Here is an 18014-nt window from a genome sequence, read left to right on the forward strand (position 1 = left end):
TATCGGTGGTTATCGGTATAAAACTCACTTTCCGGCACAAAAAAAACCTAGCCTCCAGCTCACCCGGCCACCGGGCGCGGCACGCTCATCGGACCGGGAGCAACCCCGATAGCGCAGCTCTCCCGCCGGCCGCCCGCCGGTGCCATGCTGGGGATACTCCGCGGAAGGGGCCACCCGTGCTTCGTGTCGCAGTGATCGGTTCCGGACCGAGCGGTGTCTACACCGCCCAGTCGCTGGTCGGGCAGGAGGAGGTCCCGGACGTCGAGGTCCATGTATTGGACCGGCTGCCCTGCCCGTACGGCCTGGTGCGGTACGGCGTCGCGCCCGATCACGAGAAGATCAAGTCGCTGCAGGGCACGCTCCGCACGGTGCTGGAGCACCCCCGGGTGCGCTTCCTGGGCAACGTGGAGGTGGGGGCCGGCGGGGTGGGCCTGGCGGAGCTGCGGGAGATGTTCCACGCGGTGGTGTTCTGCGTCGGCGCGGCCACCGACCGGCGGCTGGACATCCCCGGGGAGGCGCTGCCGGGCAGCCATCCGGCGACCGATTTCGTCGCCTGGTACAGCGCGCATCCGGACGCGGCGGACGGCCATTTCGCGCTGGCGGCCCGTTCGGCGGTGGTGATCGGGGTGGGCAACGTCGCGGTGGACGTGGCCCGGATGCTGTCCCGGGGCGCCGCCGAGCTGGCCGCCACCGATATGCCGCAGGGCGCCCTGGGGGCGCTGGCCGACAGCCGGGTCGAGGACGTGTGGATGGTCGGGCGGCGCGGGCCCGCCCAGGCCAAGTTCACCACCAAGGAGCTGCGGGAGCTGGGGGCGCTGCCCGGTACGGAGGTGGTGGTCCGGCCCGAGGAGCTGGCGCTGGACCCGGGCTACCGCGATCCGGGCGGGCTGCCGGCCCCGGTGCGGCGGAACGTCGAGGTGCTGCGCGACTGGGCCGAGCGGCCGGTGGCGCGGGCGGCGGGAACGGGCCGGCCGCGCCGGATCCGTCTGCGGTTCTTCCTGCGGCCGGTGGAGATCCTCGGGGATCCGGCCACCGGGGTGCGGGCGGTGCGGTTCGAGCGGACCGTGCCCGACGGCCGGGGCGGGGTCCGGGGTACGGGTGAACAGGAGGAGATCGCGGGCCAGTTGGTGCTGCGGTCGGTCGGCTACCGGGGCGTACCGCAGCCGGGGCTGCCGTTCGACCCGGCCACGGGAACGGTGCCGCACGACGGCGGGCGGGTCCTGGTGGACGGCGCGCCGTACCCGGGTGTCTACGTGGCGGGGTGGATCAAGCGCGGCCCCACGGGGGTGATCGGCACCAACCGGCCGTGCGCCAAGGAGACCGCGGCGTCGCTGCTGGCGGACGCGGCGGAGCTGGCGCGGCGGTCGGTGGCGGCGGACCCGGTCGCGGCGCTGGAGCGGGCCGGGGCGCGGCCGGTGCCCTGGCGGGGCTGGCTGGCGATCGAGGCCGCGGAGGCGGCGTGGGGGCGCGGGCTGGGGCGCGGGACGGTCAAGCTGGCGGACTGGGACGGGCTGCTGCGCGCGGCGCGGTCGGCGATGACGCTGCGCTGAGATGGGCGGGGGCCGGCCCGTTCAGCGCTCGCCGAGGCGGCGCTCCTGGAGGCGGGCGGCCCGCAGCACCCCGCCGATCAGACCGGGGAAGAGCGCTTCGAGATCGTCCCGGCGCAGCGCGTTCATCTTGGCGGTGCCCCGGTAGAACTGCGTGATCAGCCCGTTCTCGCGGAGCACCCGGAAGTGGTGCGTACAGGTCGATTTGCTGACCGGCAGCTCGATGTCGGCGCAGTTCAGTTCGCCGTCGGCGGCGTCCAGGGCGCAGACGATCCGCAGCCGCATCGGGTCGGCGAGGGCGTGCAGGACCTGGGTGAGCCGGATGTCCTCCCGGGTCGGATGCGCGAGCGGCCGGGCGCCCGAGGTGGCCCCGGCGGCGGGCGTTTCGGTCGGCATGACGGCTCCTGACCTGCGGTTCGGTGGATCTGTGGGTCTGCGGTGCGCGCGCCCTCGGCGGTCCGGCGGCCGGCGCTCCTTCCGTGGGGACTCGGCTGCCCCGTCCTGGAGGTTTCATTGTACGAGAACCATCGTAGTTTGACACCTCCCGTACTACGATGCCTATCGTATGAGCCGGGGTCCGGCCGGTCCCCGCCCGTTCTCGTCCAGGTACAGGAGCCCGCCGTGAGCGCACTCTTCGAGCCCTTCAGCCTCCGCTCGCTGACCATCCCGAATCGTCTGTGGATGGCCCCTATGTGCCAGTATTCGGCCGCTCCCGAGGGGCCGGCCCAAGGGGTCCCCGGGGACTGGCACTTCCAGCACCTGGCGGCGCGGGCGGCCGGCGGCACGGGGCTGATCCTCACCGAGGCCACCGCGGTCAGCCCCGAGGGCCGGATCTCGCCCTACGACCTCGGGCTGTGGAACGACGCGCAGACCGAGGCGTTCCGCCGGATCACGGACGCCATCAAGGCCCAGAACAGCGTCCCGGGCATCCAGATCGCGCACGCCGGCCGCAAGGCGTCCACCGAGCGGACCTGGGTGGACCGCGGCCGCCCGCTGGCGCCCGGTGAGGGGCACGGCTGGCAGCCGGTCGCGCCGAGCCCGCTGGCGTTCGACGCGGCGCACACCACCCCGGACGAGCTGACCGCGGACCAGATAGCGGGGCTCGTGGAGAAGTTCGCGGACACCGCGCGGCGGGCGCTGGCCGCCGGCTTCCAGGTCGTCGAGATCCACGGCGCCCACGGCTACCTCGTCAACCAGTTCCTCTCCCCGTACACCAACCACCGCACCGACGCCTACGGCGGCTCGTACGAGAACCGGACCCGGCTGGCGCTGGAGATCGTGGACGCCGTCCGGGAGGTCTGGCCGGCCGAACTCCCGGTGTTCTTCCGGATCTCGGCGACCGACTGGCTCAGCGAGGACGACCGCGACGACCGGGAGGGCTGGACCGCCGACGACACCGTGCGGTTCGCCCGCGAGCTCAAGGAGCACGGCGTCGATCTGCTGGACACCTCCACCGGCGGCAACGCGCCGGACGTCCGGATCACTTCGGCGCCGGGCTACCAGGTGCCGTTCGCCGAGCGGGTCAAGAAGGAGACCGGGCTCGCGGTCGGCGCGGTCGGCCTGATCACCGAGGCCCGGCAGGCCGAGAAGATCATCGCGGACGGGCAGGCCGACGCCGTGCTGCTCGGCCGCGAACTGCTGCGCTCGCCGAGCTTCGCGCAGCACGCCGCGCGCGAGCTGGGCGCCGCGGTGCATATCCCCCAGCAGTACCACCGCGCCGTCTGACCTGCGCGGATTCCGCCGGGAGACGCCGTTGTCAGTGGCCGGGTGCACACTGGCGGCATCTGAGACAACGGCGTCCCGGAGGTGTTCCGGCATGACAGACGTACTTCTCGCGGTGGGCACCCGCAAAGGGCTGTTCCTCGGCCGCCGGCGGGCCGGCGGGTGGCGGGTGAGCGGCCCGCACTTCCCCGCCCAGGCGGTCTACTCCCTCGCCATCGACACCCGCGGCCCGCGGCCCCGGCTGCTGGCCGGAGCCGACAGCGCGCACTGGGGCCCGTCCGTCTTCCACTCCGACGACCTGGGCGAGACCTGGCAGGAGCCGGCCCGCCCGGCGATCAGATATCCCGAGGACACCGGGGCGTCGCTGGAGCGGGTGTGGCAGCTGCACCCGGCGGGCCCGGCCGAGCCCGAGGTGGTCTACGCCGGCACCGAGCCGGGCGGGCTGTTCCGCTCCGAGGACCGCGGCGAGAGCTTCGAGCTGGTCCGGGCGCTGTGGGAGCACCCGAGCCGGGAGCGGTGGGTGCCGGGCGGCGGCGGCCTGGCCGTCCACACCGTCGTCACCGATCCCCGGGACGCCGCCGCGGTCACCGTCGCGGTCTCCGCGGCCGGGGTGTTCCGCAGCCGCGACGGCGGCGCCGGCTGGGAGCCGTCCAACAAGGGCGTCAAGGCGGTCTTCCTGCCCGACCAGCACCCGGAGTTCGGCCAGTGCGTCCACAAGATCGCCCGGGATCCGGCCGACCCCGACCGGCTCTACCTCCAGAACCACTGGGGCGTCTACCGCAGCGACGACGCCGGCGCGCACTGGACGGACATCGGCGGCGGCCTGCCGTCGGACTTCGGCTTCGCGGTCGCCGCCCACCCGCGCCGCGGCGATGTCGCCTACGTCTTCCCGATCACCGCCGATATCGACCGGGTCCCGGCCGACCACCGCTGCCGGGTCTTCCGCACCGCCGACGCGGGCGCCAGCTGGGAGCCGCTGAGCGCCGGCCTGCCCGAGGAGGACCACTACGGCACGGTCCTGCGGGACGCCCTGGCGGTCGACGACGCCGACCCCGCCGGGGTGTACTTCGGCAACCGCAACGGCGAGGTCTACGCCAGCGCCGACGACGGCGACAGCTGGCAGCAGCTCGCCTCCCATCTGCCGGACGTGCTGTGCGTACGGGCGGCGGCACTGGCATGAGCGGCCGGTGGCCGGGAATTGAGGGGCGGCCGGGGTCGGCCAGTAGGGTGACCCCGTGGCTGCACGACCTCTCCATGACATCGTCGAACCAGGCTGGGCCAAGGCACTTGAGCCGGTCGCCGGGCAGATCGCCGCGATGGGCGACTTCCTGCGGGCCGAGATCGCCGCGGGCCGGACCTACCTCCCGGCCGGCAACAACGTCCTGCGGGCCTTCCAGCAACCCTTCGAGGAGGTGCGGGTCCTCATCGTCGGTCAGGACCCCTATCCCACCCCGGGGCACGCGGTCGGACTGAGCTTCTCCGTGGCGCCGGACGTCCGCCCGCTGCCCGGCAGCCTGGAGAACATCTTCCGGGAGCTGCACTCCGACCTCGGGCTGCCCCGGCCCTCCAACGGCGACCTCACCCCGTGGACCCGGCAGGGCGTCCTGCTGCTGAACCGCGCGCTGACGACGGCGCCGCGCAAGCCCGCCGCCCACCGCGGCAAGGGCTGGGAGCAGGTCACCGAGCAGGCCATCCGGGCCCTGGTGGCGCGCGGCGGCCCCCTGGTGGCGGTGCTGTGGGGGCGCGACGCGCGCAACCTCCGCCCGCTGCTCGGCGACCTGCCGGCGGTCGAGTCGGCGCACCCCTCCCCCATGTCCGCCGACCGCGGCTTCTTCGGCTCCCGGCCGTTCAGCCGCGTCAACGACCTGCTCGTCCGGCAGGGCGCGCAGCCCGTGGACTGGCGCCTGCCCTGAGCCGGGCCGCCCGCCGGTAGCGGGCGATAGTGTGCCTGGCATGACGAACGCGAACATCCCTGCGGGCTGGTACGCCGACCCGCAGGGCACCCCCCACCAGCTCCGCTGGTGGGACGGCTCCCAGTGGACCGCGCACACCCACCCCGGACAGCAGGCGCAGCCCCAGGAGCAGCAGGCCGCACAGGCGGGGCCCCAGCCCGCGCAGCAGCCCGCACCCCAGCAGGCCCAGCCGTACCAGCAGCCGCAGCAGCCGCAGCCGTATCAGCAGACGCAGCAGCCGCAGATGGCACAGCAGCAGCCGACGGCGCAGCCGTACGCGCCGCAGCAGCCCGCCCCGGGCCAGGCTCCGTACGGCCAGCAGGGCGGCGGCTACCCGCAGCCGATGCCGGTGCAGGGCCAGCCGATGCCGGGCCAGGGCCAGCCCGGCGCGTACTCCCCCGAGGCGCACCACCAGGCGCAGCAGCAGGCCGGTATCCAGCGCCAGGTGCAGCAGCAGGCCGGGGTGGCGCCCGCCGGGCCGGGCGGCGGCACGCTGTTCACCGAGCCGGTGCTGGTGGTCAACCAGAAGGCCAAGCTCATCGAGGTGAGCAACGAGTACGCCGTGCACGACCAGCACGGCAATCAGCTCGGCGCGGTCGTCGAGATCGGCCAGAGCACCGCGAAGAAGGTGCTCCGGGTGGTCTCCAGCCTGGACCAGTACATGACCCACAAGCTGGAGATCCGGGACGCCTACGGCCAGCCGCAGCTGGTGCTGACCCGGCCCGCGAAGCTGATCAAGTCCAAGGTGCTGGTGGCCCGTCCGGACGGGCAGCCGGTCGGCGAGATCGTCCAGCAGAACGCCATCGGGAAGATCAACTTCGCCATGCTGGTCAACGGGCAGCAGGTCGGCGCCATCAAGGCGGAGAACTGGCGGGCGTGGAACTTCGCGATCACCGACCACACCGACACCGAGGTCGCCCGGATCACCAAGACCTGGGAGGGCCTGGCCAAGACGATGTTCACCACCGCCGACAACTACGTCCTCCAGATCCACCAGCAGCTGCCGGACCCGCTGCTGAGCCTGGTCGTCGCCACCGCGCTGACCGTCGACACCGCCCTCAAGCAGGACGCCCGCGGCCTTGGCTGAGCCCGGGAGCGCCGCGGACGGTTCCGGGGCCGGGGGCCACGTACTGGGCGTGGACTCGGGCGGGTCCGGACTGCGGATCGCGGTGGCCCGGGCCGGTGCCGGCGGCACGGTGGGCCCGGCGGCCACCCATGTCTCGCGCGAACCGGTCCGCACCGGCCCCGCCGGCATCGACGCGGACCACCTGCTCGACCAACTCCTGCCCGCTGCCGAGGAGTTGGGGGCCCGCACGGGCGCCGGCGGATTCACCGCGGTCTGCGTCGGGGCGGCCGGTATGGGCACCCTCGGCGACGCGCTGCGCGCCCGGCTGCCCGCGGCCCTGGCCGCCGCCTTCGGGGTGCGGCACCTCGCGCTCGCCGCGGACGCGGTGACGGCGTACGCCGGGGCGCTCGGACAGCGGCCGGGCGCCGTGGTCGCGGCGGGCACCGGCCTGGTCGCCCTGGGCACCGACCTGGCGCCGGACGGCGGTTGGCGCCGGGCCGACGGCTGGGGGCATCTGCTGGGCGACTGCGGCAGCGGCGCCTGGATCGGGCGGGCCGGGCTGGAGGCGGCGCTGCGCGCGCACGACGGGCGGCCCGGGGGCTCGCGGGCCCTGCTGGCGCGCGCCGAGGCGGTGTTCGGGCCGGTGACGGGGCTGCCCGGCGCCCTCTACCCGCGGCCCGACCGGCCCGCCGTGCTCGCCTCGTTCGCCCCCGAGGTCGCGCGCTGCGCCGCCGCGGACCCGGTGGCCGCGGACATCCTGGCCGAGGCCGCGCGCCATATCGCCGATACCGCGGCCGCGGCCTGCCCGCCGGCCCCCGGCACCGCGCTCGCCCTCACCGGCGGCCTGCTGCGCCTCGGCGATCCGCTGCTCGCCCCGCTCCGTACGGCACTGGCGGAACGGCTCCCCGGGGTCCGCCCGGTGGAGGCCGCCGGGAGCCCGCTCGACGGGGCGCTGGCGATCGCCGCGGCGCTGGCCGAGGACCGGCTGGCGCTGCCGGTCGACGGGAAGTTGTTGCAGATCACAGGGCATATGACGGCCCGGCCACCCCGACGCGCGGGATAAAACGGGACGGATACCGCTCGACGGAACCCTGCCTCGGCGGACGGACACGCCGAGGCGTTAGCATGCGGCGCCATGAGTTCCCCCACTGGGCCCGCACCTGGCTCGCCCCGTATTGACGCCGAAGCCCCCGGCCTGCCGGTACGAACGCCGCGCAGCCGGCCGTCCGGCCGGCACCGCAAGCCGGAGCCGCTCGCCGCGCCCGAGGGCGCGCCCGCCCTCGTGCTGGCCGTCCCCGGCACCCCCTCTTCCGCCTCGCGCAGCCTGGCGGAGGAGGTCTCCAGCATCGCCCGCTCCGAACTGCCCGGTCTGGACGCCCGGATCGCGTACGTGGACGGCGGGGACGAGGAGTTCCCGTCCCTGGACGCGGTACTGGCGCAGGCCGCCGCCGAGCAGCGGGCCACCGCGGAGGCCACCGGGCAGCCGGACCGCGGTCCCGCGGCGGTCGTCGTCCCGCTGCTGGCCGGTCCGGACAGCGCGCTGCTGCGCCGGATACGCCAGGCGATCATGAACAGCGGCTCCGGTGCGGAACTGACCGACGTCCTGGGCCCGCACCCGCTGCTCGCCGAGGCGCTGCACGTCCGGCTGTCCGAGGCCGGGCTGGCCCGCGCCGACCGCGCCCGGCTGTTCACCGTCGCCACCGCCGCGGACGGCATCATCCTGGCCACCGTCGGCGGCGAGGAGGCGGTGCAGGCCGCCGGCATCACCGGCATGCTGCTCTCCGCCCGCCTGGCCGTGCCGGTGCTGGCCGCCGGCCTCGACGAGGAGGGCGCGATCGCCCGCACCGCCGAGCAGCTGCGCGCGGCCGGTTCCCAGCAGCTCGCGCTGGCCCCGTACCTGATCGGCCCGGAACTCGCCGACGGCCTGCTGGGGGCGGCCGCGGAGGAGGCCGGCTGCGCCTCGGCCGAGGCGCTGGGCGCGTACGGCGCGGTGGGCCGGCTGGTGCTGTCCAACTACGCGGCGGCGATGGGGATCACCCTGCCGGGTCAGGGCCTGGGGGCGCCCGTCCGGTAACCCCGCGACCCGGCCGCACGGCACCGTCGTACGACGTCCGCGGCCGCAACCGTTCACCGAGGGCCGTCCCGCGCAGCGATGCGCGGGGCGGCCCTCCGCGCTGGGCGGGGTGGCTCGGCGACCGGCCGGTTTCCGCTTCTGAGCGGCGCAGGCGGCTGTCTGGCGGCCGCGGGAGCGGTGGGTGGCGCGGGGGGTGGGGTGAGCGACGGATGGCGCTGTACGGGCGCTCTGGGGGCCTTGGCGGGCCGGTGGCGAACGGGCCCGCCCGTCCGGCCCGTTATCGGGCCGCCGTCGGCCCCGTCAGCGCCGTCAGCGCCATCAGGCGAAGACCACGCAGGAGGCGGCCGGGGCGGTGAGGGAGCCGCCGCGTACCGGCACGCCGGATTCCGGGTCGACGGTGAACCAGGTGACGTCCCCGGACCGCTCGTTGGCGGCGTACAGATGGCGCCCGCCGGGGTGCAGCGCGAGATCGCGGGGCCAGTGGCCGCCGCACGGGACGGTGGTGACCAGGGCGGCGGTCCCGGCCCCGGCGTCCACGGAGAGCACCGCGATGCTGTCCGCGCCCCGGACCGCGGCCCAGGCGAACCGGCCGTCCGGGGAGAAGACCACTTCGGACGGGTAGGCCGGGCCCTCGGCCGCCGCGCCCTCGGGGAGCAGGGAGGTCTCCCCCAGGGGCGCGAGGGTGCCCCGGTCGCCGTCCCACCGGCACAGCGTCACGGTCGGGGCGAGTTCGTTGACGACACAGGCCAACGCGCCGTTCGGATGGAAGGTGAGGTGGCGGGGGCCGCTGCCGGGGCGCAGCCGGGTCTCGCCGCGCACCGCCAGGCTGCCGCTCGCGGGGTCCAGGGCGCAGATCCGGACCGAGTCGGCGCCCAGGTCCACGCTGAGCAGCAGGTGCCCACCGGGGTCGGGCCGGACGGCGTGGGCGTGCGGGCCCTCCTGGCGGTCGGCGTCCGGGCCGCTGCCCTCATGGGCCAGCACCCGGACCGGGCCGCCCAGGGTGCCATCGGCCCGCAGCGGGAGCGTACTGACGTCACCGGAGCCGTAGTTGGCGGTGACCAGATGGCCGGAGAAGAGGGTGAGGTGAGTGGGGCTGTCACCGTCCACCGGGACGGCGGGTCCGAGCGGAACGGGTCCGTCCGGGGTGAGCGAGAAGGCGGCGGCCGCGCCGTCCGGGGTCTCGCTGACCGCGTAGAGGTACCGGCCGCCGGGGTCCGGCGCCAGGTAGGACGGGTTGGTGACCGCGTCGCTGGTGTGCAGCGGGGTCAGCGCGCCGGTATCCGGGTCGACGGCCGCGGTGGTGAGGCCGGCGCCGCCCGCCGTGGTGAACGAGCCGATGTACGCCCGGATCCCGCGCCCGCGCTCCACTCCCCCGGAGGCCCGGCCCTCCGCGCCCGCCACTCCCGTCGCCGCCATCACTCGCCACCCTTCGTCCGCCGCCTGCCCGTTAGGCCCGAGGCCACGGCCGGCCTCGTAAACCGGCGGGCAGCCCTCCGTCGTCGGTCACCGACCGGCCGGCAGCTCCCGCCCGCCTCCGGGCCGACGCTAACAGGGCGAGGCGGGGCGCGCCGGGCGGTGCCGGGATGCGGCGGGAAGGGGGTGCGACCCGGATACGCTCCAAACGGGCCATGGGACGATCTTGGCGGCGTGAGGGTGCGCCACCGCCACCCGTTCAGCCAGCCCAGCGTCGTTGATGGTGACGTTGGGCTGTCGTCTGGGGCCGGGGTGGGCTGCGACCTCGATGGAACGGACCGCGTATCCGCGGCTCAAGCAGCTGATCAGTGCGCATGAACTGCGCTTGTTCTTCGCGCCGAGTCGCGAGGAGGCGGCCTGGGCCGCGGAGAGCACGCACTCCGAGGGGCACCAGCTCGCGCTGCTGCCGGCGCTGAAGTCGTATCAGCGCATGGGGCGCTTCCCGAAACCGGAGGAGTATCCGGCGGCGGGGGTGGACTTCGTTCTCCGAGGGGTGGAACTGCCGGAGGGCACGGTGCTGCCGATCTTGGCGGACAAGGCCGCGAAGAACCATCGCAGCCTGGTACACCGGCGCCTGGACGCACGGTACGAACCGGCCGAGATCGTGCGCCAGCCGCTGGGCGACGAGCCCGACGCGTACGACCCGCGCCTGGACGTCGACTTCGCCCCTTCGCGCGGCGGCGGGACAGCGGCCGAGGGTTTCTCGCAGGCCGCGTGAGCCCGTGTCCCGAGTCAGGCGTCCGTCAGATCACCGCTCCACCTGGTCGGGCGTGACCTTCACGTCTCCGTGGGCGCCTGATCGTTGTGTTCCTGCTCCTGCGCCCAGGTGATCGCCCATTCGTCGAGCGGACGGAGGGCATCACGGAGTGCTGTCCCCAGCCGAGTCAGCTCATAGCCATCAGCCGAGGGGGCGATGATCCCGCTCGACGCGAGTTCGCGGAGCCGCTGGTAGAGGACGCTGGATGACAGCCCTTCGCACCGTGCCAGCAGCGCGCGGGCGCCGAGCGGACCCGCGCGCAGTTCCCAGAGAATGCGCAGCGCCCACCGACGGCCGAACAGGTCCAGCGCGGCCATGAGGGGACGGCCGGTAGTCGATCCACGAACCGGTGTTCCTGGGCGCGGTGTCGGCATGACCCTCCTTGCGTTTCGTTATTCGAAACACTAGCGTCCACCGGGCGTTTCTGATTTCGAAACGAACTCGACAGGAGAGCCGATGTCGCGGATAGCCCTGCTGCACCCGGCGTACACCGACCAGGCCGGAGGTCGTCATGCATAAGCTCGTTGTCCTGTATCCCGAGCCCGCCGACCCTGAGCACTTCCGCGACTACTACGTGACCAACCACCTTCCGCTGGTCAGGAATTGGCCCGGCCCGCTTGCGTGGCGCTACAGCTTCGACGTGGCGGCGGCCGAGGGAGAAGCGCCGTATTTCGCGGTCTTCGAAGCCGACTTCGCCGACGCCGCCGCCATGGACGCGGCGCGGACGTCGCCGCACGGCCAGCGGCTGGCCGCCGATGTCGCCAACTACGCCACCGGCGGAGCGGTCATCATCCACTATCCGGTGCAGGACGGCACCGGCTGAGGCAGGCCGGTACGCTCCGGGACGCGTTCGGTCGGCCGCTTACGGCCAGGTCCGGCCAGCGGCGGACGCCGTTGGCGGTTGCCGGTTCGTTGAGCGTCAAAGGGGGGCCGGTGCAGCACCGGCTGCCTGGCCGCCCACCTGCTCGACACGACAGGGGCGCAGACGGTCGCGATCGAGGTGGAGCAGGGCGACACCCCCGGTCGACCGGCCAGCGTGCTCGCTTCGGCCCGACGCGGGCCGGCGGGCATCACGACCCGGGTCGGCGGGTCAGCGGTGGTCCGCGACGGACACTGTTCCTGCTGGGCGGTGGAGCAGCGGGCGTACCCACCCGCGTCAAAGTCCGCCCACAGCGGGAGAAGGCACTGAAGCTCGCGTACGGCATCCGCGAGGCCGACCAGACCAAGATCATCCCGTGGCCCGTTTGGGCTGTATCTGGGTCACACCCCGGAAACGGCGGGAAACGACCGGGGGCGCGGACCCGCGCGGCACGGACCGGGCCGTGCGCGGCGCGCACCCGGGGGTCACGAGGGGCCCGCCCCTGCGTACGCCCCGCGCCCTCCGCCCCGGGATCACGCCCCGATCGGCGTCCGATCCGTCCTGCCGAGCGGTACCGCGAGCTCGAGGAGGGCCTGCTCCAGTGCGTGCAGATGGGCCAGTACGGGCCCGCCGCCGTCCGCGTGCGCCGCCGCGGCGGCACCGGCCTCCTGGCGGCGTCCGTCGATCGGGGCGTCGGTGAGGGCCTCGACCGCGGCCTCCACGCGCCGGCAGGCCGCGGTGAGCCGGGCGTCGTGCGACGCCTCCGGGTCGGCGGCGACCGACGCCAGCCCGCGCACCTCGCGCGCGCAGTCGTCGAGCAGCGCCAGCACCTGCCGGGCCCGCCGCTTGCGCGCCCGCAGCGGGCTGAGCGGGTGCACCAGGGGGACGAGCGAGAGCCGTACGCCGCCGAGGATCGCCTCGAGTTCGGCGACGCGCGGCGCCGGATCGGCCTCCGGGTCGCCGGCGAGCCGCGCGGCGGCCTCCGCGGTGCAGGCGTGCACGCACCGCAGGGCCCGAGCGACCCGCGCGTCGGTGACCGCGTGCGTGGTGACCGGCAGGACGAGCAGCACCGCCGGTACGGCCCCCAGGGCGCCGATGGCCGTCTCGCCCACCCGTAGGGCGAGCAGCGCCGGGTCGAGCACTCCGAGGAGCCCGTAGAGCATGCTGGCCAGTACGGTGACGGCGAGCATCATCCAGGTGTACGAGACGGCGGCGGTGTAGAAGATCCCGAAGACGCTGAGGGCGACGAGCACGGCGGTGGCGACCGGCTCACCGTGCACCGGAATGGCGACGGCCAGGCCGAGGACCACCCCGAGCACCGTCCCCAGGAAGCGCCGGAAGCCGCGGACCAGCGTCTCGCCCCGGGAGGTGGTGTTGACGAACACCCACCAGGTGGCGCCGACCGCCCAGTACCACCGCTGCTCGGACAGCGCCTGTCCGATGCCGAGCGCGAGGGCGGCCGCGACGGTCGCCTGGACGGCCTGCCGCGTCGTGATCCGCGCGAGCCCGGTGCCGCCGGACGGCGCGGGCGCCGGGGCGGGCGCCGGGAGCCGCCGCTCGTAGCACCACAGCCCGAAACGCACCGCCGACGCCACCGCCAGCGAGAGCAGGACCGCCGCGGACAGCTCCGGGAGATGGCCGGGGACGGTGTGCAGGAACTGCGCGGCGAAAAAGGTCATGAAGGCGAAGACGCCGAGCGCGTGCCCGCGTGCCCCCCACCGCCGGGCGTAGACCCCCGCCCCGACGACCGCGAGGAACGCCAGGTCGCGGGCGAGCGGCTGCGCGTGCAGTACGGCGGCCAGCGCGAGGACCGGAAGCCCGACGACGGGGAGCAGCGCGGTCGTCACGGCCTGGCCGCGCACCGTCGGGTCGGTCACCGTGAACAGGGCGAGCAGCGCGGCCAGGCCGCCGGTGATCGCGGCGGTCAGCGTGTGCCCGGCGGCGCCGCACAGCGCCACCGCCGCCCCGATCCCGAGTACGCCCCGGGCCGCGAACCGCAGCCGCATCCGTCCCGGATCCGGTGCCACGAACGCCCTCTTCAGCAAGTTGCCCCGCCCCTTCCGCACCCTGGTGCACCGCGAGATGCGGCGACATGCCGCGACATGAGAAAGGCGCCGCGGAGGTCCGCAGCGCCATCGACGTCTCTATCTCAACACCTGCACAGCCGATGGCTCAACAGAGCCTGGAAATGCTGTGCCATTGGTCCAGCAATCCGGGGTTGCCACCTGCCGGCGGAGGGCCAATGGACCACTCGGCGGGCAGTCCGCGGCCGGCGGCCGTCCGCCACGGTCCGGGCCGGTCCGGACCTGCTCGCCGTCAGGAAGCCCGCTCGCCGGTCAGGACCTGCTCAGGGCGTCGCGGACCGGATCTCCGTGGGCCTCGTCGGAGGGGAAGACGTCCTCGGACTGGTCGACCAGCCACCGGCCGCCCTGCTGTACGAGGCGCAGGGCCTTCTTGTCGGTCGTGGTGGAGCTGGGCCAGGTCACGGTGTACTGGACGCCGACGCCGGTGCCGGCCGGGTGTTCACCGATTGCCGGCACCGGTACCGCGCCGGCGGCCTTGACGGGGCCGGTCTCGGCCCGGTCCGGTCCGCTGGCGGAGGGCTTCGGCTTCGGCGGGACGATGGAGCCGTCCGCCCGCCGCAGCGGTTCCTCGCTCTCGGTCGGCGACGGGGTCGCGGACGGGGTGCTCTCGGTGTTGGCGGCGACGCACGCCTGAACGGTGCCGTGGCGGTAGCGGTCGGTGCGCATCCGGCACACCTGCTGCCAGTCCTGGTCGTTGACGGCTTCCTGGTACGTGCGGGCGAACGCCTCCGCGGACGCCTGGGCACCGGCCCCGTTACCGGTGGCCTTGGTGGCTCCGGCTCCGGCTCCGGCTCCGGCTCCGGACGAGCATCCCACCAGGCCCACCAGACTCACCGCCGCGGCGGCGAGTGCGACCGGTACCGCCCTGACGACGCGCTTCATCCCGTCCCCCAGTTCTCCGAAGTGTTCGCCGGATCGTTTCCGGGCCGTTCTCGCCGGTGATCCTATTCGGGCCGGCCGCGCCGAACTCCGTGCCGTACCACGGCAGATGCCTCAGGTGGGCACCCGGGCCCCACACGGGCCCTCACATGGGCAGGGACCGCAGCCGGACCGTCCCCGGGGGCCACTCGGCGCCGTCGTGGAGCGGCGTCCACAGGGAGGGCAGCGGCATGCGTACCGGGCCCGCGGGCTGTTCGACCCAGACGTCCTCGGTGATCTCCCGCCAGCCGAGCCGGGCGTAGAGGGCGACCAACGGCGGGCGGCAGAACAGCAGGCCGTGCCGCGGGCCCATGGTGCGGGCGTGGGCCAGCGCCGCCGCCACCGCCCGGCGGGCCAGGCCCCGGCCGCGCAGCTCGGGGGCCACGGCCACGCCGCCGACGCCGATCACCTCGGTTTCCGTATCGCCGAGGCAGACCGGGAGCCGGCGCAGACCGGCGTGGGCCACCAGGCGGCCGTCGAGGCGGATACCGAAATGCTCCTCCTTGGGGAGCCAGGTCAGGCCCGTGAAGCCGACGCCGAAGGGGTCGGGGCCGTCGCCGAGGATCTCGGCCAGATGGGCCGGGGTGAAGGCGTCGAGGCGGGCGGCGGGCGGGAGTTCGAGGCTCTCGGTCATGCCCGCATGATGATCTACGGGGCCGGCCGGCAGCCATTCGGCCCGGGGACGGGGGCTTGGGCCCCGATCCGCCTACGGGTCCGGGGCCGGCCGCCGCTCCCGTACTGCCCGGCTCCCGGGGGCTCAGGTGAACTGGGCGACGTACTCCGTGAACGGCGGGATGCCCACCTCGGCCCGGCGCTCGTCCATCCGCTCCGGGTCCCGGCAGGGCCACGGGACGGGGGCGCCGTCCCGGACGCCGGCGATCTGGGTGCCGTAGATCTGCTCGCGGCCCTCGTTGACGAGGGTGCGGTCCTGGAGGAAGGCCAGTTCGCGGCGGGCCGCCAGGCCGTCGGCGACGGCGCGCTCCAGTAGGCGCAGCGCCCGGCGCTGGACGTCGAGTTGGCGGTCGGCGTGCTGGGCGATCAGCCAGGCGGCGCGGGCCGCGTCGGCGCCGAAGCGGTCCGCGGTCGGCCAGCCGTGGGCGTCCATGATCTCGGCGAGCCGGTCGGCGTGCCGGGCGGTCAGCCGGCGCCAGGCCAACTGGTCGGCGAAGTCGGCGCTGTTGGCGCGCGGGGCGGCGCGGTGGTCCTCGGCGGCCATGGCGGACAGCTCGGCGGCGACCGCGGCGAGCTGGTCGGCGGAGCCGGGCGGGGCCTGCCCGTCGGCGGCTTTCGGGTCCGGCTCCCCGGGGCCGGCGGGGGGCTGTTGCTGCGGGGCGTGCGTCATATGTGCTCCAGAAGTCGCGGCTGACCCGGTGCCGGGTCGGTCGCGTTCACGCTAATGGCGCGAAACGGCACAAAAGATCGTTCTTGGGTACGGTGACGGGAGGGGTTCCGCGCGGGGATAATGGATCTGTCCGCGGAAGGAATTCCGGCTCTTCGTGTCCCCCTTCCCGGGTTCGACGTCGGGTGCGGGGCGAGTTTCGCCGGCAGCCGTTCGCAGCCCGCTTGCGGTCGTTCGACGGCCGTTCGCGGTCGTTCGGCGGTCACCCGTGGCCGCTTGCGCTCGTTCGGCGGTCGCTTGCGGCCACTCGCGGTCGTTATCGATCGTTCCGGTGCGAATGCGACGAGCCGTTCGGCCCCGATGAGCCGTTGACCACGAGGAGGACGTGCCGCCCATGGCCGTGGACGCGCTGGACGCGAAGATCCTCGGGTTGCTGCTGGAGCAGCCGCGGACGAGCGTGCGGGAGTACGCCCGGATGCTCGGTGTCGCCCGCGGCACGGTGCAGGCCCGGCTGGACCGGCTGGAGCGGGACGGGGTGATCACCGCCTACGGCCCCCGGCTCTCGCCCGCCGCGCTGGGCCACCCGGTGCTGGCGTTCGTCCACATCGAGGTGACGCAGGGCCATCTGGAGGAGGTCGCCGGGGCGCTGGCCGAGGTGCCGCAGATCCTGGAGGCGTACTCCACGACCGGCGGCGGGGATCTGCTGGCCCGGGTGGCGGCGCGGGACGCGGCGCATCTGGAGGATGTGATCCAGCGGCTGGTCAGCCTGCCGGGGGTGGTGCGGACGCGGACGGAGGTGGCGCTGCGCGAGCGGGTGCCGCACCGGATGCTGCCGCTGGTCGAGACGGTGGGCGGTGGGCCGGCCCCGGCCGGCTGAGCGCGCGGCGGACCGGCCGTCCCGATGCGGGCCCCGGCCGCCCCGGGGCCGACCAGCCGTCCCGGTAGCGGGCCGGCCCCGGGGCAGCCCGCCACCGGGGCCGGCTGCCCCGGGCCCGTCAGAGCAGGCCGAGGGACTTGCACTCCGCGGCGACGGCCGGGACGCAGAGCAGGTCGGTCCGGACCGCCCCGTCGCGCACGACGGTGTCCTTGAGGTTGTCCTTGGTGACGAGGGTGGCCTTGAAGAGCTTGGCGGGGACCTGCTTCCCGCCCGCGCCGGCGACGGTGGTCGGCGTGAGCGAGGAGACGCTCTGCCCGCGCAGCAGCCGGTAGGCGATCTCCGCGGCCGTCTCCGCCTCCGGCCGGACCTCCTTGTAAACAGTGAACGCCTGGGTGCCGTCCAACACCCTCTGCAATGCCGGGAGTTCGGCGTCCTGGCCGCCCAGCGGGATATTCTTCAGACCGGCCGATTTCAGCGCCTCGGCGATACCGCCGGCCATCCCGTCATTCGCCGAGTAGACCGCGTTGAAGCCTTGCGCGCCGCGGGAGTTGATGACGTCGGCCATGTCCTTCTTGGCGGTGGCCGCGGACCATTCGGGGATGTCTTTCTCATAGACGACGCGGTGCACCTTGCCGTCCAGGACGTCGTGCGCGCCCTTCTTGAACGAGGGGGCGTTCGGGTCGTCCGGAGAACCGTTGAACATGACGACATCGGCACTGGCCGCGCGGGAGCCGAGCGCCTGGAGAATTCCGTCGCCCTGGAGCCGGCCGATCTTCTCGTTGTCGTAGGAGACATACGCCGCGACATCGCCCTCGGCGAGCCGGTCGTAGGCGATGACCTTGACGCCCTGGCGTGCGGCGGAGTCCACCCAGCTCTTGGCCGCCCGGGCGTCGACCGGGTCGAGGACGATCACCTTGACGCCCTTGTCCACCAGGTCCTCGAACTGGGTCCGCTGGGTCTCCACGCTGGAGTCGGCGTTGCCGTAGTCGACTTTGCAGGCGAGGCAGAGCGCGGCGATTCTCCGGGAAATGATGCGGTGATCGAATTTCTCGTAGCGCGCGGATTTGTTCTCGGGCAGGAGGAGGCCGATGGTGTCCTTCCCCTCCGGCGCGGCCTGATGATCATTTGCGCAGGCCGCCAGCGGGGCGGCGAGGGAAAGCGCGAGTGCGCCGCCGATGACACCGCGACGTATTGTTGCACTCGTCACACGGCGGGTATCCATTGCCTTCATGGATCTCATGAAATGTACCTCCACACGGGGCCGCCCTGACTCGGCCCAGAATGGCTGAGTGAACGTCACCGGAGGCCGGGACGTCAAGAAACGAAGTAATAACGAGGGCAATCCT

At 74.1% G+C, this 18014-nt stretch carries 18 protein-coding genes; 10 read left to right on the forward strand and 8 right to left on the reverse strand.

Annotated elements, in window-relative coordinates; translation table 11 throughout:
* Positions 1–176: 176 nt before the first annotated feature.
* On the forward strand, positions 177–1550 hold the full coding sequence (locus ADL22_RS00675) for an FAD-dependent oxidoreductase (RefSeq protein ID WP_066972549.1): 1374 nt from the start codon (positions 177–179) through the stop codon (positions 1548–1550).
* 21 nt (positions 1551–1571) lie between these two features.
* Here ADL22_RS00675 and ADL22_RS00680 read toward each other — a convergent pair whose 3' ends face one another.
* Complete coding sequence (locus ADL22_RS00680; RefSeq protein WP_066972551.1) at positions 1572–1943, reverse strand: ArsR/SmtB family transcription factor; 372 nt, start codon at positions 1941–1943, stop codon at positions 1572–1574.
* Positions 1944–2168: 225 nt separating this feature from the next.
* Here ADL22_RS00680 and ADL22_RS00685 point away from each other — a divergent pair, with 225 nt between their 5' ends.
* The 6 genes from ADL22_RS00685 (at position 2169) to ADL22_RS00710 (ending at position 8361) form a co-directional block, all read left to right on the forward strand.
* The gene (locus ADL22_RS00685) at positions 2169–3272 is read left to right on the forward strand and encodes an NADH:flavin oxidoreductase/NADH oxidase (RefSeq protein ID WP_066972554.1); all 1104 of its coding nucleotides are present in this window, start codon (positions 2169–2171) and stop codon (positions 3270–3272) included.
* A gap of 91 nt (positions 3273–3363) precedes the next feature.
* Positions 3364–4449: a WD40/YVTN/BNR-like repeat-containing protein gene (locus tag ADL22_RS00690; RefSeq protein ID WP_066972555.1), complete on the forward strand. Its 1086-nt coding sequence runs from the start codon at positions 3364–3366 to the stop codon at positions 4447–4449.
* Positions 4450–4504: 55 nt separating this feature from the next.
* Positions 4505–5182, forward strand: a complete 678-nt coding sequence (locus ADL22_RS00695) for a uracil-DNA glycosylase (RefSeq protein ID WP_066972561.1) — start codon at positions 4505–4507, stop codon at positions 5180–5182.
* 40 nt (positions 5183–5222) lie between these two features.
* Complete coding sequence (locus ADL22_RS00700) at positions 5223–6308, forward strand: phospholipid scramblase-related protein (RefSeq protein WP_066972564.1); 1086 nt, start codon at positions 5223–5225, stop codon at positions 6306–6308.
* Complete coding sequence (locus tag ADL22_RS00705) at positions 6301–7350, forward strand: N-acetylglucosamine kinase (RefSeq protein WP_066972565.1); 1050 nt, start codon at positions 6301–6303, stop codon at positions 7348–7350. The genes ADL22_RS00700 and ADL22_RS00705 overlap by 8 nt, the downstream gene beginning before the upstream one ends.
* A 72-nt stretch (positions 7351–7422) precedes the next feature.
* Positions 7423–8361, forward strand: a complete 939-nt coding sequence (locus ADL22_RS00710) for a sirohydrochlorin chelatase (protein WP_079063742.1) — start codon at positions 7423–7425, stop codon at positions 8359–8361.
* Between the two features lie 318 nt (positions 8362–8679).
* Here ADL22_RS00710 and ADL22_RS00715 read toward each other — a convergent pair whose 3' ends face one another.
* Positions 8680–9777, reverse strand: a complete 1098-nt coding sequence (locus ADL22_RS00715; protein WP_079063743.1) for a lactonase family protein — start codon at positions 9775–9777, stop codon at positions 8680–8682.
* A 325-nt stretch (positions 9778–10102) separates the two neighbouring features.
* Between ADL22_RS00715 and ADL22_RS35615 the strand changes: the two genes are divergently transcribed.
* Positions 10103–10552 carry a DUF4158 domain-containing protein gene (locus ADL22_RS35615; RefSeq protein ID WP_066972570.1) on the forward strand — a complete coding sequence of 150 codons (450 nt, stop codon included), beginning with the start codon at positions 10103–10105 and terminating at the stop codon, positions 10550–10552.
* A gap of 59 nt (positions 10553–10611) precedes the next feature.
* Here ADL22_RS35615 and ADL22_RS00725 read toward each other — a convergent pair whose 3' ends face one another.
* The gene (locus ADL22_RS00725) at positions 10612–10908 is read right to left on the reverse strand and encodes a winged helix-turn-helix transcriptional regulator (protein WP_066972572.1); all 297 of its coding nucleotides are present in this window, start codon (positions 10906–10908) and stop codon (positions 10612–10614) included.
* A gap of 194 nt (positions 10909–11102) precedes the next feature.
* Here ADL22_RS00725 and ADL22_RS00730 point away from each other — a divergent pair, with 194 nt between their 5' ends.
* Entirely contained in the window at positions 11103–11414 is a 312-nt protein-coding gene (locus ADL22_RS00730) for an EthD family reductase (protein WP_066972578.1), read from the forward strand.
* Positions 11415–11983: 569 nt separating this feature from the next.
* On the opposite strand, the gene ADL22_RS00735 is transcribed toward ADL22_RS00730, so the two are convergent.
* From ADL22_RS00735 to ADL22_RS00750, 4 genes are all read right to left on the reverse strand, one after another.
* The gene (locus ADL22_RS00735; protein WP_066972581.1) at positions 11984–13495 is read right to left on the reverse strand and encodes an FUSC family protein; all 1512 of its coding nucleotides are present in this window, start codon (positions 13493–13495) and stop codon (positions 11984–11986) included.
* A 291-nt stretch (positions 13496–13786) separates the two neighbouring features.
* Positions 13787–14416, reverse strand: coding sequence for a hypothetical protein (locus ADL22_RS00740; protein WP_066972583.1), 630 nt, complete (start codon positions 14414–14416; stop codon positions 13787–13789).
* 142 nt (positions 14417–14558) lie between these two features.
* Entirely contained in the window at positions 14559–15086 is a 528-nt protein-coding gene (locus ADL22_RS00745; RefSeq protein WP_066972590.1) for a GNAT family N-acetyltransferase, read from the reverse strand.
* 123 nt (positions 15087–15209) lie between these two features.
* Entirely contained in the window at positions 15210–15668 is a 459-nt protein-coding gene (locus tag ADL22_RS00750) for a DUF6624 domain-containing protein (protein WP_066972826.1), read from the reverse strand.
* 517 nt (positions 15669–16185) lie between these two features.
* On the opposite strand from ADL22_RS00750, the gene ADL22_RS00755 reads away from it, so the two are divergent.
* Positions 16186–16668: an Lrp/AsnC family transcriptional regulator gene (locus ADL22_RS00755; protein ID WP_066972592.1), complete on the forward strand. Its 483-nt coding sequence runs from the start codon at positions 16186–16188 to the stop codon at positions 16666–16668.
* A gap of 118 nt (positions 16669–16786) precedes the next feature.
* On the opposite strand, the gene ADL22_RS00760 is transcribed toward ADL22_RS00755, so the two are convergent.
* Positions 16787–17890 carry a sugar ABC transporter substrate-binding protein gene (locus ADL22_RS00760; protein ID WP_066972594.1) on the reverse strand — a complete coding sequence of 368 codons (1104 nt, stop codon included), beginning with the start codon at positions 17888–17890 and terminating at the stop codon, positions 16787–16789.
* Between the last annotated feature and the right edge of the window lie 124 nt (positions 17891–18014).

This window comes from Streptomyces sp. NRRL F-4489 (genome assembly GCF_001509485.1).
GTDB lineage: Bacteria > Actinomycetota > Actinomycetes > Streptomycetales > Streptomycetaceae > Streptomyces.